This window comes from Mucilaginibacter psychrotolerans, assembly GCF_004519315.1.
Classification (GTDB): domain Bacteria; phylum Bacteroidota; class Bacteroidia; order Sphingobacteriales; family Sphingobacteriaceae; genus Mucilaginibacter; species Mucilaginibacter psychrotolerans.
In genome coordinates this window covers 65,996-81,613 of sequence record NZ_SOZE01000015.1, presented here as the reverse complement: position 1 = coordinate 81,613, position 15,618 = coordinate 65,996, and the positions used below count along the sequence as shown (strand labels likewise).

13 protein-coding genes are annotated in these 15,618 nt (G+C 48.4%); 10 read left to right on the top strand and 3 right to left on the bottom strand.

The window, feature by feature from the left end:
* Positions 1–39: 39 nt before the first annotated feature.
* The 5 genes from E2R66_RS15450 (at position 40) to E2R66_RS15430 (ending at position 5,498) form a co-directional block, all read left to right on the top strand.
* Complete coding sequence (locus tag E2R66_RS15450; RefSeq protein WP_133234032.1) at positions 40–465, top strand: hypothetical protein; 426 nt, start codon at positions 40–42, stop codon at positions 463–465.
* A gap of 61 nt (positions 466–526) precedes the next feature.
* Positions 527–943, top strand: coding sequence for a hypothetical protein (locus E2R66_RS15445; RefSeq protein ID WP_133234034.1), 417 nt, complete (start codon positions 527–529; stop codon positions 941–943).
* Positions 944–958: 15 nt separating this feature from the next.
* Positions 959–2,068: an acyltransferase family protein gene (locus E2R66_RS15440; protein ID WP_133234036.1), complete on the top strand. Its 1,110-nt coding sequence runs from the start codon at positions 959–961 to the stop codon at positions 2,066–2,068.
* A gap of 2 nt (positions 2,069–2,070) precedes the next feature.
* On the top strand, positions 2,071–2,532 hold the full coding sequence (locus E2R66_RS15435; RefSeq protein WP_133234038.1) for a DUF2059 domain-containing protein: 462 nt from the start codon (positions 2,071–2,073) through the stop codon (positions 2,530–2,532).
* Positions 2,533–2,636: 104 nt separating this feature from the next.
* The gene (locus E2R66_RS15430; RefSeq protein WP_133234040.1) at positions 2,637–5,498 is read left to right on the top strand and encodes a M16 family metallopeptidase; all 2,862 of its coding nucleotides are present in this window, start codon (positions 2,637–2,639) and stop codon (positions 5,496–5,498) included.
* A 133-nt stretch (positions 5,499–5,631) separates the two neighbouring features.
* Here E2R66_RS15430 and E2R66_RS15425 read toward each other — a convergent pair whose 3' ends face one another.
* Positions 5,632–6,237 carry a hypothetical protein gene (locus E2R66_RS15425; protein WP_133234042.1) on the bottom strand — a complete coding sequence of 202 codons (606 nt, stop codon included), beginning with the start codon at positions 6,235–6,237 and terminating at the stop codon, positions 5,632–5,634.
* A 64-nt stretch (positions 6,238–6,301) separates the two neighbouring features.
* On the opposite strand from E2R66_RS15425, the gene E2R66_RS15420 reads away from it, so the two are divergent.
* A complete protein-coding gene (locus E2R66_RS15420) occupies positions 6,302–8,923 on the top strand; it encodes a ligase-associated DNA damage response DEXH box helicase (RefSeq protein WP_133234044.1) in 2,622 nt (873 codons plus the stop codon).
* A 30-nt stretch (positions 8,924–8,953) separates the two neighbouring features.
* Here E2R66_RS15420 and ypfJ read toward each other — a convergent pair whose 3' ends face one another.
* Positions 8,954–9,811: a KPN_02809 family neutral zinc metallopeptidase gene (gene ypfJ, locus E2R66_RS15415; protein ID WP_133234046.1), complete on the bottom strand. Its 858-nt coding sequence runs from the start codon at positions 9,809–9,811 to the stop codon at positions 8,954–8,956.
* A gap of 406 nt (positions 9,812–10,217) precedes the next feature.
* Positions 10,218–11,231, bottom strand: a complete 1,014-nt coding sequence (locus tag E2R66_RS15410; RefSeq protein ID WP_133234048.1) for a hypothetical protein — start codon at positions 11,229–11,231, stop codon at positions 10,218–10,220.
* Positions 11,232–11,459: 228 nt separating this feature from the next.
* Here E2R66_RS15410 and E2R66_RS15405 point away from each other — a divergent pair, with 228 nt between their 5' ends.
* The 4 genes from E2R66_RS15405 (at position 11,460) to E2R66_RS15390 (ending at position 15,538) form a co-directional block, all read left to right on the top strand.
* Positions 11,460–12,692 (top strand): DEAD/DEAH box helicase, encoded by a 1,233-nt coding sequence (locus tag E2R66_RS15405; RefSeq protein WP_192901982.1) that lies wholly within the window; start codon positions 11,460–11,462, stop codon positions 12,690–12,692.
* Between the two features lie 83 nt (positions 12,693–12,775).
* Positions 12,776–13,651 (top strand): TIM barrel protein, encoded by an 876-nt coding sequence (locus E2R66_RS15400; protein WP_133234050.1) that lies wholly within the window; start codon positions 12,776–12,778, stop codon positions 13,649–13,651.
* A gap of 151 nt (positions 13,652–13,802) precedes the next feature.
* Entirely contained in the window at positions 13,803–14,330 is a 528-nt protein-coding gene (locus E2R66_RS15395) for a peroxiredoxin (RefSeq protein WP_133234052.1), read from the top strand.
* 74 nt (positions 14,331–14,404) lie between these two features.
* Positions 14,405–15,538 (top strand): alpha/beta hydrolase, encoded by a 1,134-nt coding sequence (locus E2R66_RS15390; RefSeq protein ID WP_133234054.1) that lies wholly within the window; start codon positions 14,405–14,407, stop codon positions 15,536–15,538.
* Positions 15,539–15,618: the final 80 nt, after the last annotated feature.

The window sequence follows — 15,618 nt, the reverse complement described above, 5'->3', positions numbered from 1 at the left end:
TTGCTTCGTTCCTCTCAATGACTTCGTTTATCATAAATTATGTCTTGTCACTTAACGCTTTGGGGTACGGATTTTAACGTTGATGCTTTTCTGGAAAAAAGCGGTTTTGCGGCTGATTCTATAGGCCGCCGTGGCGAACCGGTATATAAATCTAAACCCGATGGACGGAAACTCGACGGTTCCAGTTGCTATGCCACAGTAAGCATTGCCGAATTTAACGAGTTCAATAAACAGGTAAGCGACGCGATAGCCTATCTGAAACTTCATGGTGAAGCATTAAAACACATTTCAACCGCTGAAGGCTTAGAGGACGCTTACCTCGACTTTGGCGTATCTTTTAATCCGCCAAATGGCTTTTACCAAAGCCAGCGCCTTCCGGCCGAACTGGTAAAGCTAGCTGCAGAGAATAATATCGGCATCACCATATCTATTTACGCTCCTTCAGAAGAAGAATTAAATCAATAGAATATTCCATATTTTGCGGATTTCTTTCACATCTGCGTTATAGCGAGGTTTATAATAAAGTATGTCTTGTAACTTAAAACTTGGGGGTACGGATTTTAACGTTGATGCTTTTATTGAAAAAAGCGGGCTAACGGTTTATGATATACATCGCCATGGCGAACCAGTATTTAAATTTAAACCCGATGGCCGCAAACACGATGGCTCCGGTTGCGCCGCCGCAGTAAGCGATGCCAAATTTAACGACTTCAATGAACAGGTAAACGATGCAATAGGCTACCTGGAACATAACGGCGAAACGTTAAAACACATTTCAACAGCCGAGGGCTTAGATTACGCCTTTTTACATTTTGGCGTATCTTTTAATCCGGGGAATGGTTTTTATCAAAGCCATCGCCTTCCGCCCGAACTGGTAAAACTTGCGGCAGAGGTTAATATCGGCATCACCATATCCATGTACCCACCCTCACAAGAAGAATAAATCAATAACATATCCATGACCACAGTCCTCAAATCCCCCCGCCTGCTCTCGCTGGATGTTTTCCGCGGCATCACCATTGCTACTATGATTTTGGTTAACGACCCCGGCGATTGGAGCCATATCTACGCCCCGCTGGAGCACTCCGTATGGAACGGCTGCACACCTACCGATCTGGTGTTCCCCTTCTTTCTCTTCATGGTGGGTGTATCCATCGTTTACGCTATGGAAAGCAAAAAGGCAAGCGGCATGGGCCAATCAAAAATGATATGGACTGCATTGCGCCGCATGGTTATACTTTTGCTGATAACCTGGTGTACCCAGATGATCCTCCGCTGGAATTTCGATTTGAGTAAACTGCGCCTGCCGGGCGTATTGCCGCGTATCGCCCTGGTATATTTCATCTGCACCGTGCTATACCTTAAAACCTCGCAAAAAACGCGCGACTGGGTATTTGTTGTTGCGTTGGTAGGCTATTATCTGCTAATGACTTTCGTTCCTGTACCCGGGGTGGGCTACGCCAACCTCGAACCTGAGACCAACCTCGGTGCCTGGATAGACCGCACGTTATTAACCCCCGACCACCTCTGGCGCTCCTCACGCACCTGGGATCCCGAAGGATTATTGGGCACTTTACCCGCCATCGGCACCGGCCTTTTTGGTATCCGCGTGGGCACCTGGCTTAAACGCAAAGACCGCGACGACAGCATCAAAGTAAGCTGGATGTTTGCTTATGGTGTCATAGCCGTATTGGCGGCTTTGGTTTGGGACCTGTTCTTCCCTATCAACAAAGCATTGTGGACAAGTTCCTTCGTGCTGTACACCGGCGGGCTGGCAACCATTGGCCTGGCCCTTTGTTTCTGGCTGATAGATGTGCAGGGGCATAAGCGCTTTACTTACCCCTTTGTGGTGTTCGGTACCAACGCTATTGCGGCTTACGTGCTGTCGGGCTTCATTCCGCATTATTATAACCTCATCAAATGGGATGACAAAAGCATCTACCAGCATCTGTTTGTGCCGTATTTTTCGCCGGTAAATGCCTCGTTGCTGGGCGCTATTTTAATTGTATTAATCCTTTGGCTGGTGATGTGGGTTTTTTATCTTCGGAAGATATTTATCAAAATCTAATCATGAAATTCAAACTATTACTTGTGTTCGTTTTATTCTGCACGGCAGTTAAGGCACAAACTACCCCTACCGTTACGCCCGCGCAACTGAAAGCCGCCGAAGACGTATTGATGGCATCAAAGGCCGATGTACAATTCACAGCCGGTATTACCACCATGCTTAAACAAGCCAGTGGTTCGCTGCCCGAAGAAAAACGCGCCAAATTCATTGAGGTGATGAACAGCTTCGTTGCCAAATACATCAGCTGGGATGTGCTGAAAGACCAATTAGCTGCGATGTATGCGCAGGAGTTTACCGAGCAGGAATTGAAAAACCTGGCTGCCTTCTACCGTTCGCCCCTGGGCTTAAAACTGAGCGAGAAACAGCCGGCCTTAATGCAAAAAGGAGCCGCCCTGGGCCAGCAAGCTGTACAGGGCCATCAGGCCGAACTACAACAGATGATGCAGGAAGCCTTTAAAGAATAATGACCACAGCCGTTGCCACTGCGGAACACCATCCCTAACCCTTAAAACAATTTGTAACTATATTTTTCGTTTCGCATCTTAGCACCCTCATTCTTAATTGATTTATGAACTTAAACAGAAAAGTTGCGTTTGCTGTATTGGCGCTGTCTTTTGCCACCGGCAGCACCTTTGCGCAGGTTAAAAGAAAACCCGTAGCATCGCCCAAAAACAAGCCGGTAGCTGCAGCCCAGCAGCTAGGCCCAGTATCATTGCCTACCGACCCCAACGTATTGATAGGTAAACTACCCAATGGCCTCACCTATTATATACGCCATAACGAGCAGCCAAAAAACCGCGCCGAGCTTTACCTCATTGTAAAAACCGGTTCGATATTGGAAACCGATGCGCAGCAGGGCCTGGCTCACTTTACCGAGCATATGGCCTTTAATGGCACGCGTGATTACCCAAAGAACGATTTGGTGAACTACCTGCAAAAATCGGGCATACGGTTTGGTGCCGATTTAAATGCTTACACCAGCTTTGATGAAACGGTTTACCAACTGCCTTTACCTACCGATAGCGCCGAGGTATTCAAAAACGGCTTCAACATTTTGGCCAACTGGGCGGGCTATGTAAGCTTTGATGCAGCGGAGATTGATAAAGAACGCGGCGTAGTGCTGGAAGAAGCCCGTCTGCGTGGCAAAAATGCGCAGGAGCGTTTAAGCCAGCAAACCCTGCCAGCCATACTTAATAACTCGCGGTATGCTTCGCGCTTGCCCATCGGCCAGGAAAACATCCTTAAAACATTCGATGCCGCTACCATCAAAAGCTTTTACCATGATTGGTATCGCCCCGATTTGCAAGCCGTAATAGCCGTGGGCGATTTCGATGTAAAAGCGGTAGAGGAATTGATCAGGAGCAAGTTCTCGTTGCTCACCAACCCTGCAGGCGAAAAGCCGCGCACAGTTTATACCGTGCCGCCAACGCCGGGCACCCTCGTAAAAATTGCTACCGATAAGGAGTTCCCTTACACCCTGGCGCAAATTGTAGTGAAACGCCCGCAAACCGTAGTAAAAACGGCCGCTAACTACATGCAAAGTCTGCGCATTAGCCTGTTCAACTATATGATGGGCGAACGCCTGAACGAACTGTTACAGAAACCCGACCCACCATACCTGTACGCCCGCGCCAGTTTCTCTTCTTTGATTGCCAAACAGGATGCTTTTTCATCAATGGTAATTGCCAAACCCGGCGATTTGCAAAACGCCGTAAAAGTAATGGTGGCCGAGGTTGAGCGCGCCCGAAGGTTCGGCTTTACGCTTACGGAACTGGAACGCGCTAAACAATCCGTTTTGGTGCAGATACAAAACGCTTACGCGGAGCGCGACAAAACCAATTCGGCAAACTTCGTACGCGATTACAGCAAGAATTTCCTTACCGGTGAGGCCATCCCCGGCATCGAGTTTGAGTACAATTACATTGCAAGCAACATCAACAAAATTGGTACTGCCGATATGAATGCATTAGCGGGCCAGTTCATCAGCGACCAAAACCGTGTCATCATCATCGAAGGACCGGATAAGGATAAAGACAAACTGCCCGACGAAAAAACCGTACTCAGCTGGATAAGCACAGCAGGCGTTGGCCTTACGGCATACGTGGATAACGTAACCAGCAGGCCCTTGATGGATAAAACACCCGAGCCGGGCAAGGTTGTAACCGAAACAAAAGACGAGTCTATTGGCACCACCACACTCGTGCTGGCAAACGGCCTCACCGTAATACTAAAACCTACCGAGTTTAAAAACGACCAGGTGCTGATCAATGGCTACAGTCTGGGCGGTACATCATTAGCGAGTGATAAGGACTTTACCTCGGCTAATTTGGCTGCGCCTATTATTGCCGGTAGCGGCATTGCCGATTTTAACCAGGGCCAGCTGGATAAGATGCTTGCCGGTAAAAACGTGAGCGTGAGCCCCTACATCAGTGATGTTGCGCAGGGTATCAGTGCCAACGCTTCGCCGCGCGATTTTGAGACCGCCATGCAGCTGATACATTTGTACTTTACCCAACCGCGTAAGGATCAAGACATCTGGAAGGGCAACATCAGCCAAACCCGCTCTATACTTACTAACCGCGGATTAGACCCCGGCAGCGTGTACCAGGATACCGTATCGGCTGTGTTGAGCAACTACAATATGCGTTCTATGGTAACTACACTGGCTAATTTAGATGCTGCCAGCCTGGATAAAGCCTACAGTTTTTATAAAGACCGCTTTGCCGATGCCAGCGGTTTCACGTTTACCTTAGTGGGCAATTTCGACCCGGAAGTGATAAAACCATACGTAGAAACTTACCTGGGATCGTTGCCATCTACACACAAAAAAGAAACCTTTAAAGATCTGGCCATACACCCACCTGCGGGCCAGATTACCAAAACCATTTACAAGGGGTTGGATGATAAAGCCACCGTGCAAATGGTATTTAGCGGTGCTTATGAATACAAGGAGAGTAACAATATACAGTTAGATGCGCTGGAAGAGGTGATGAACATTAAGCTTACCGAACGCCTGCGCGAACAGGAAAGTGGTGTTTATGCGCCCGGCGTACGTATCTCTTACTCAAAAATCCCAACCGGACGTTATACCGCCAGCATTTACTTTTCCTGCGCAAGTGCCAATGTAGATAAGTTGATTGCTGCTACTATGGATGAGATAAGCAAGCTGAAATTGAACGGCGCTACTGCTACCGATATACAGAAGTTTGTTGCTGAGGAAGCACGATCAACCCAGGTGCAATTGAAGGACAACGTATTTTGGGCCGGATACCTTACGGGTGCTTCGCAAAACAACGAAAACCCGGATGATATCCTGAGCCATGTGAGCCACCTGGAAGATATCACCGTGCAAAGTACCAAGGATACTGCTTCGAAATATCTGAACACCAGCAACCTGATCAAATTAATTTTGATGCCGGAGAAGAAGTAGACAGTTTACAGCTCGCAGTTTTCAGTGGGCAGTTGACTTGTGTTGCGAACAAAAAAGAAGGCCTTTTCGAAATACTCGAAAAGGCCTTTTAATTTTTCACTGCAAACCGCCCACTGCAAGCTGCCAATTGGCGCTAATGCATATCCAGATAAGTATCTGCTGTTGAATTGGGCGCATGCACCAATATACTTACGCATTTGCCCGCACCATCAATTTCAAAAGAAATACCTTTGGCTATATCCGAGTAGGTTTTGATGGTTTTCCCTTGTTTGGATTGGTAGCTGTTCCCCTCTTTTAGTGTATAATACTTGCTTACATCTTTCATGGTATTACCTGTGCTCATGTATTCGGCAGTTTTAAACCAGGGCGAGGTGACCAGTATTTTTTTAATACGGCTCACGTCCTCGTCCTTATTGCCCATGTTGCGCCGGCTGAATACACTGGTTTGGTAGCCTGCCGTATCGTGGTTAGCGTACCAGGTGGATAGCTGGCTACCCATGGCGGCATCGCCAGCATCGGGGCGGCCAAGCATCTGTACCAGCGAATCTAAGCTCCCGCCAAGGCTGATGTGCCCGATGCTTTTGCCGGGGGTGATCAATTGCTCGGCAGGGATGGCGCGCACCTCGGTGGTGTCTGGCAAATCCGGCGTTTCGTTACCGGCAGTCGAATCGCCTTTTTGTTTGCATGCCGCCAGTATTAAAAGGGGTATCAGTATCAATAAATATTTGCTCGCTCTCATATCATAACATTTTAAGTACTTTACGGTTGGTATATAACACCATATACCAGGTTTTGTTAGCAAAATGAGTTCAAAAGGGCAGCAGGTTATCCAACAGTGGTATAAGCAAAAGGAATGGAAGCAATTCCCCTTTCAAAAGGAGATGGAGGAGGCATACCTTGCCGGCTTTTCGGGTCTGCTGAACGCGCCTACCGGCAGCGGCAAAACATTTGCCCTATTCCTGCCCTTCCTGGCCGACTTTATCAACAAGCATCCCGATAATTACACCACCAAAACCAACAACGGCCTGTTGATGCTTTGGATAACGCCGCTGCGTGCCTTAACCAATGATATCCGCAAAGCCATGCAGGAAGTATGCGACGACATCGGCCTCCCCTGGCGCATCATGACGCGCACGGGCGATACCTCCGCCGCCGATAAAGCCGCCCTGAAACGTAAGCTGCCCGAAGTGCTGCTCACCACCCCAGAGAGCCTGCACCTGATGCTCGCCCAAAAGGAGTATCCGAAAGTATTCTCGGGGCTGCAGGTTTTTGTGTGCGACGAGTGGCACGAGCTACTAGGCACCAAGCGCGGCGTACAGGTAGAGCTGGGCTTGAGTAAGCTGAAACAGTTGGCAAGCCAGTCAGCAGTTGGCAGTGGGCAGTTGGCAGAGCAACAGCAAACTGTCCAGCGCAAACGGCAAACTGAAAGCCCACTGCCCACTGCCAACTGCCAACTGAAAGTATGGGGTATCTCCGCCACCATAGGTAATCTGGAGCAGGCGGCAGAAGTGCTGCTGGGTAACGATTTCCCGCCGGAGCAGATACGGATGGTGCGGGCCAACATCAGCAAAAAGTTGCTGATTGAGTCGGTTATTCCCGAGAATATTGAGAATTACAGCTGGGCGGGGCACATCGGCATAAAGCTGTTGCCGCAGGTGATGGAGATTGTGGCCAAAAGCAAAACCACATTGATATTTACCAATACCCGCTCGCAGGCAGAGATTTGGTACCATGCCATCATAGATAACTACCCCGAGTATGCGGGTATAATGGCCATGCACCATGGTTCGCTGGATAACGAATTGCGCAACTGGGTAGAGCAGGCCCTGCATGCCGAAGCCCTGAAAGTGGTGGTATGTACATCTAGTTTAGACCTTGGCGTGGATTTTCGCCCGGTAGACACGGTGGTGCAGGTGGGCAGCCCCAAGGGCGTTGCCCGATTTATGCAACGGGCGGGGCGCAGCGGGCACCACCCGGGGGCGGTATCTAAAGCTTACTTCGTGCCAACGCATTCGTTGGAACTGCTGGAAGGTGCGGCGCTAAAGCAAGCCATTAAAAACGGGATATTCGAAAGCCGCGACCCGATGCTGCTCACCATGGATGTGCTGATACAATACATGGTTACGCTGGCGGTATCAGAAGGCTTCCGGGCGGATGAGTTGTACCACGAGGTAAAAACCACCTTCGCCTTTGCAGATCTGCGGCGCGACGAGTTTAACCAACTGCTGGATTTTATTACCAACGGCGGCAAAACCCTTGCACAGTACGATGAATTCTTGAAGGTAGAAGTAGAAAACGGCCTGTTTAAAGTAAATAATCGCCGTGTGGCTATGCGGCACCGGCTAAGCATCGGCACCATTACCAGTGAACTGAGTATCCGCGTAAAATGGCTCAGCGGCGGCAGCCTGGGCACGCTGGAAGAGGGTTTTATATCCAAATTGAAACCCGGTGATACCTTTTGGTTTGCTGGCCGCAGCCTGGAATTCATAAAGGTGAAGGAGATGACTGCTTATGTAAAAAAATCAACCAAAACCAAGGGACTTATACCTAGCTGGGCGGGAGGCCGAATGCCGCTTTCCTCGCAGCTATCTGCCGTTTTCCGCGATAAGCTGGACGAGGTGGCACATGGCCGGGAAGAAGACATAGAAGTAAAAGCATTGAAGCCGTTGTTTGATTTGCAGGCGCAAATATCGCACCTGCCCCAAAGCCACGAGTTTTTAATTGAGTCTTTTAAATCGCGCGAGGGACACCACCTGCTTTTTTACCCCTTCGAGGGGCGACTGGTGCATGAGGGCATGGCCAGCTTATTGGCCTACCGCATCTCCAAGATCAGGCCCGCAAGTTTCTCCATCGCCATGAACGATTATGGTTTCGAGCTGCTTGCCGACGAGGATATCCCGATAGTAGAGGCTTTGGAAGATGCCGATTTTTTCTCGATAAATAACCTTATTGAGGATATCCAAAACAGCCTTAATGCCAACGAGATGGCCCGCCGCCGTTTCCGCGATATTGCGCATATAGGCGGACTGGTTTTTACGGGCTACCCCGGCCAGCCAATGAAGAACAAGCACCTGCAGGCATCAACCTCATTATTGTTCGAGGTATTCAATGAGTACGAGCCGGATAACCTGCTGGTTCGACAAGCTTATAATGAGGCCCTTGCTTTTCAGTTGGAGGAGTTCCGTTTACGGGCAGCCTTGCAGCGCATACAAACGCAAAGTATCGTTCTAAAAACGATAGAGCGGCCCACTCCCTTCGCGTTCCCTATTATGGTTGATAGCCTTGGCCGCGAAAAACTCACTACCGAAACCATGGAAGAGCGCATAGCCAAAATGGCCCGCCGTTATGATGTAGGCGAAGAGGAAGTCCCCGAAGCCAAACCCAAAAGCAGGCGCGCAGGAGTTGTTCGAAAGAAAGGATTTTAGCAGGAAAATGTAATAACCGTCGAATCCGCTTTATTCCAGGTCACTAGCCTTAAAAGTATTCCCCTGGCTTACATCGCCCGTTTCGAAACCTTTTTTAAACCAGTACATGCGCTGGGCGCTGGTACCGTGGGTGAAGCTATCGGGCGTTACGCGGCCCTGGTATTGCTGCTGCAGGCGGTCGTCGCCAATTTGGTGGGCGGCGTTAAGGGCTTCTTCAATATCGCCTTCCTCCAGCACATTCTTCATGCTTTTTTCGTAATGCGCCCATACGCCGGCGTAGAAATCGGCTTGCAATTCCAGCTTTACCGATAGTTTATTGTACTCGGCTTCGCTTAGTTGCTGGCGGGCCTGGTCCATTTTTGCACTCAGTCCCAAAAGATCCTGTACGTGGTGGCCAACCTCATGCGCTATGACATAAGCCTGGGCAAAATCTCCGCCCGCGCCGAACTTGTTGGTCAACTCATCAAAAAAGGACACATCGATATACACCTTCTGATCGCCCGGGCAATAGAAAGGCCCGCTTTGCGACGATGCTTCGCCGCAGGCTGTGCTTACACCATCAGTAAAAAAGTGCATCACGGTGGGCTGGTAACTGCGGCCCATATCGCTGAAGAGTTTACCCCAGATGTCTTCCGTATCGGCCAGCACCACGCGGGCAAATTTCTTTTGATCGTTATCAGGCCCGGCCGTGCCGGCGTTCACCTGCTCGGTTTGCTGGCCGTTACCCTGCACCTGGTTCAACACCTGCGAAGGGTCTATCCCCGTAAAAAAGTATATAGCCATTGCTATAATACCTATTATACCGCCGCCAAATGCAAAGCCACGGCCACCGCCGCTGCTGCTACCTTCTTCTGTATTGCTGCTTTCGCGCCTGCCGAACCATTGCATATCTTCTGTGATTTTTACTGTAAACTAAGATACGCTATAAAATGTTTTGTTACGGGTGTGATGATAATTTCGATTTATAAGCCTCACCTAAACGGCAACGCCCTCATGAAATAATCCTCTCCTTTAAAGACGACTTTTAGGAGGCTGTATGATAAGTAAAAAACGTACTTAAGCCACTCAAAACAAAATTTGGCGGTTATTTAAAACACGGAGTTCGCAGAGGTTTACACAAAGGGCGCAGCGTTTTTGCAGGGTTAAACGGAATAAAAGCTCCGCAATCTCTGTGTTTCTATCTTTGTGAACTCCGTGTTTAAATCGCCGTAACAGTATAAAGAACATAACGTCAAATTCTATCTTGAGTGGCTTTTTTTAAATGTACATATGATACAGGCTCTTAGGGTGAGGCCTACCTGTTCAACAAAAACGACAAGCCCGATGCGAGCCCGATCATGCCATAACCATAGCTGTTTTGAAACGAAAAATTGTAGTCGTCCTGCCCGCGGTAGCCACCGCCGGCCATAATAGATACATCCTGTAAAAAGGGCAAGTGGTAGTAATATTTAAGGCTTACGTTCAAGCGCTTTTTGATGTTGAAAGTATTATAATTATTATACTTATCTGCTATGTACGAGAAATCGAACTGCACGCGCTGCCAGTTGGCAAATAATTTATTATTGGGCCTGATGGGGTCGTCGTAGGCTTTTGCCAGGTTAATCATATAGGTGCCGTTAACCCTTATCCAGCCGTAATGGCCATCCAAACCTGCTGCAGCCCCGGTTCCGAACAATCCCGAATGTACCTCCAGTCCGATGGTTTTGTACTGGTTGATGATCATGTCCTTTTTATCGGTACGCTTGCCTACTGTATAGTTAAGAGTATAAAAATTAGTAGAGAACTTTCCACTATCCGGATTAAAAGAGCCATCAGGCAGCACGGTTGGCCCGCGAACACCATTAGAGTGGTGCGTGTAACCGCCCGATAAAAACTCGGGGTTGCGCACATCGTGGTTAAGCCTGTAGAACAATTGGATGCCCGGCATATAACTTGGTGATTTTACAGGTGCGCCCGGCGTGTTCAGCAGCCTTATCTTCACCCGGGTGAAGGCGTTTACAAAAAGGCGCGATTTAGGTGTATTGTACACCACAAAGTTGGCCACCACATCGGCAACCAATTGTGTTTTGATGGGCTGAAAAAGCTCCTGCCCAAAGAATGAGGAGCGCAGGTTCTGCACATAAATATCGTTAAAATCGCGGTTGATAAGGCGTGTAGCAATTTGCGCCGTGATGGTATCCTGGATAATGGAGGTGCCTTTTACTTTGATGGTGTCTGCAACCGATGCGAAACCAGTGCGGCTAGAGAAGGGTATTAAAATAATTAAGCCTATAAGTATTTTAAAGATGGGCCTTAAAAGAGTAAACATTATTGCTTTATACGATTGTTTTTAAAGGTGAACTATAGTTACAGCCCCGGCGCTGGGATTGTTTGGCCATACCTTACTCCTTTTAAAAACAAGACGCTGGGCTGACAGAAAAGGGTGCGCCAATGGCTGAGTGCTATAGTCCCATTCGCCTTTTATGCTTGGTTTTATGCTATTTAACCCTTTTTAAAAACAAAATGCCTACCTTGCGTAATTTACTTACAGAATATAGTGACTTTCCAGGATTTCAATTTCAACGAACAATTATTAGAAGGCGTATTGAGCATGGGTTACACCAAGGCTACCCCCATACAGGAAATGACCATACCGGTTATCATGAATGGCGACGACCTTATAGCCTGCGCGCAAACAGGTACAGGCAAAACAGCTTCCTATTTGCTGCCGGTTTTAAACCATATTGCCAACAGCAATACCCACCAAACTACCGCACTGGTGCTTGCCCCCACGCGCGAGCTTGCCCAGCAGATAGACCAACAGGTAGAGGGCCTTGCCTATTTCACCGGCATTAGCTCGCAAGCCGTTTTTGGCGGTGGCGATGGCATGGCCTACGAGCAGCAGCGTCGCGGCATCCAAAACAGCGTAAACATTATTATAGCTACCCCGGGCCGCTTAATAGCGCACTTAACCTCAGGTGTGCTCAAATTCAACCACATTACGCACCTGGTGCTTGATGAGGCCGACCGCATGCTGGATATGGGTTTCAGCGACGATATTATGCGCATTATTAGCTACCTACCCAAAAACCGCCAAACGCTTTTATTTTCGGCTACGATGCCGGGCCGCATACGCAACCTGGCCAAAGCTATATTGAACAATCCGCAGCAGATAAACATAGCCATATCGCAACCTGCCGCCGGGATAGACCAGCAGGTTTACCGCGTGCACGACGGGCAAAAAACGCCTTTGTTGAAAGCTTTACTGAAAGACGGCGGCTACCTAAGCTCCATCATTTTCGCATCCCGTAAAGAAATTGTAAAAGCGCTGGCTAAAGAATTGAAACAGGCAAAGCTAGATGTGGCTGCTTTCCATTCAGACCTGCAGCAGAATGAACGCGAAGAAATCCTGCTCCGTTTTAAGAACAAACAACTGCCGGTTATCATCGGTACGGATGCCTTATCGCGCGGTATCGACGTAGAAGGTATTGACCTGGTTATCAATTACGATGTACCCGGCGATGCCGAGGACTATGTACACCGCATTGGCCGTACCGCCCGCGCTGCTACTACCGGGACAGCCATCACCTTTGTGAACGACCGCGATCTTAAGCGCCTTAAAAGCATAGAACAACTGATAGACAGGCCCATAGCCCAAAAAGAACTACCAGAAGAACTAAAAAGCATTGAGCATGTTGCTGCGCCACGCCCACCAGGCGACGACCGCAAAAACCAACACCGCAGGCCAAGCCGTTACAAAGGCAATAAGCCGCGCCCGGCTGCAAGTTAAACCTTAATAAAAATAGATGGTCTATTTGATTTGTAATAGTGAATGCGTTACTTTTACACAAACCAATTAAACACCATAATACCATGACTTCCAGACGTTCTTTCCTCAAAACCTCGGCGGTATTGGGTACCGGGCTATTAATGGCTCCGAACCTTTTTGCCCGCAACAAAAAATATATCGGCGTACAACTTTATACCGTGCGCGATGCCATGGCCAAAGATCCTGTGGGTACTTTAGCTAAAGTGGCCAAAGTTGGCTTTAATACGGTAGAGGGCGCTACTTACACGGGTACCCAAAAATTCTACGGTATGGAACCCGAACAATTTAAGCAAGTGCTGAGCGATAATGGCCTGATAATGCCAAGCGGCCACTACATGCTGGGAGAAGGTATGCCGACTGCAAAAGGCACCATTGATAATGAATGGCAAAAAGCTGTTGACGATGCAGCAGCGGTTGGCCTGAAATATATGGTATGCGCCTATTTGCTCGATAGCGAACGCGGCACGCTGGACCATTATAAACAAACTGCCGATAAGCTAAATACAGCAGGCGCTATCTGTAAAAAAGCAGGTATACAGCTTTGTTACCACAACCACGATTTTGAATTTAAACAAGAAGACGGCAAATACCCATACGAAACACTGCTGCATAACACCGATAAAGATTTGGTAAAAATGGAGATGGATATCTACTGGATATACCGCGCCAAACAGGATCCTATCAAACTCTTTAACGAGAACCCGGGCCGTTTCCCGCTGTGGCATGTAAAGGATATGGATAGCACGCCGAAGCAAATGTTTACGGAGGTAGGTAACGGCGTTATCCCATTCAAAGACATATTCAAGCACGCCAAAAAAGCGGGATTAGATTACTTCTTCAACGAGCAGGATATTTGCCCCGGAGATCCCTTCGACAGCATTACCAAAAGCTACGCTTACATCAAAAAGAACCTGGTATAAACAGCCTACGATACAGCTAAGCCGGACCTTTCAACAGGTCTGGCTTTTTTGTTACCTATTTTTTGCGCCAATTCAGCAATGTGTGTCTGCCCTCCAAATTATATTGAAAGAAACCAAAACGCAGTTACCGTAATTTACCGTATATAGCCATATGATCAGCCAGATAAGAACCCTCCTAATCGCCACGGCATTTAGCCTTGGCTTAACCATACCCGCCCACGCACAAAAGCATCTCGAAAAAGGCGAAAAAATGCCCACCTTTTCCCTTACCGATCAAAACGGGAAAACCTATAACATAGCCGATCAGGTGGGCAAGCATAAGCTGGTGATATACTTTTACCCAAAAGACGAAAGCATGGTTTGCACCAAAGAAGCCTGCGGTTTCCGCGATATGTTTGATGATTTTGCCAAGGCCGGTGCCATTGTAATCGGCATTAACGGCGGCACGGTGGCCAGCCACAAAGCATTTGTTGACCACTACAAACTGCCCTTTGTTTTATTGAGCGATACCGGCGATAAGGTGTATAAAATGTTTGGGGTAAAGAACAAATTATTCATGAGCGGCCGAGAAACTTTTATAGTAGATTTGAATGGAACAGTTGTATACACGCATGCCGCCATGCTGGAAGGCAAGGCCCATGCCGATGCTGCACTCGCCGCTTTAAAAGCAGCCAAATAAAGTATAGCTTTGATGGGTTATATGCCGAAAATCATATTTTTAAAACACGCCCTATTTATCCTAAACTACTGCGCATGATTCGGCTGATCGTTATTGTACTGCTCTTCCTGGTATCACTATTGGCCACTTTTAAGGCCCCTGCCTACTACCTGTGGCTGCTGGCTATCGGCGTAAGCGAATTCCCGCTGTTATTTGCGGGGATAACTTCAGTATTCCTGATCGCGGGCATCTGGCTGCAGAAATACCAGCTGGCTTCAACCGTGATCGGAGTAATAGCATTGCTGTTTTTCCTATCACCCATTGTGCGCGCTTATATTGTAGCGGCATCGCTCAAAAAAGACTTTATTACGGCTTTTGGCCCGGGCAGTGCCAGCATCCATGGCGATAGTACGCAGGCACCGTTTAGCTTTTTTAAACTATTCGAGGCTAAGCCTGTGGTAAAATACCAATCCTTCGTTTACAATACCGATAAGGCCGCGCCGCTTAGCCTCAACTTTTACCCGGCTGCATTAGGCGGCAAAAGGCCCTGTATCGTTTCTGTCCACGGCGGCTCATGGGCCGGTGGCGATAATTCGGAGCTGCCCGAACTGAATAGTTACCTGGCACAGCAAGGCTACAATGTAGCAGCAATAAACTACCGCCTTGCACCTAAATACCAAACGCCAGCACCCGTAATAGATGTTGCCGAAGCATTTGCCTATCTGAAGGCCCACGCCATTGAGTTGCATATCGATACCAATAACTTCGTACTGCTGGGTCGCTCTGCAGGCGCACAGATTGCCCTGCTTTATGCCTATACGCATCCCGAGCCAGGCCTTAGGGGCGTGGTAGATTTTTACGGTCCGGCGGATATGGTTTGGGGCTACTCCGTACCCGCTAATCCGCTCATTATGGATTCACGCAAGGTGATGGAAAACTACATCGGCGGCAGCTACCATATGGTGCCGCAAAAATATGCTGCTTGCTCTCCGCTGGAATTCGTAAACAAAAGCACCATACCCACATTGTTGTTGCACGGCGATAACGACGTGCTGGTAGCACCCGAGCATAGCCGCAGGCTGTATGCAAAGCTGGCAAAAAACAACATACCGCATTTTTGGTTGAAGCTGCCCTGGGCAACGCACGGCTTTGATTATAATTTGTATGGCCCGGGCGGACAATTATCTACCTATGTGGTAGAGCGTTTCATCAACACGATAACCAAATAATATGCACAAAACAGCCATCAATCGGCATCGGCATTGCCGACATGGGCTACGGGCATTTCCTGCAATATCAACGCGATGCA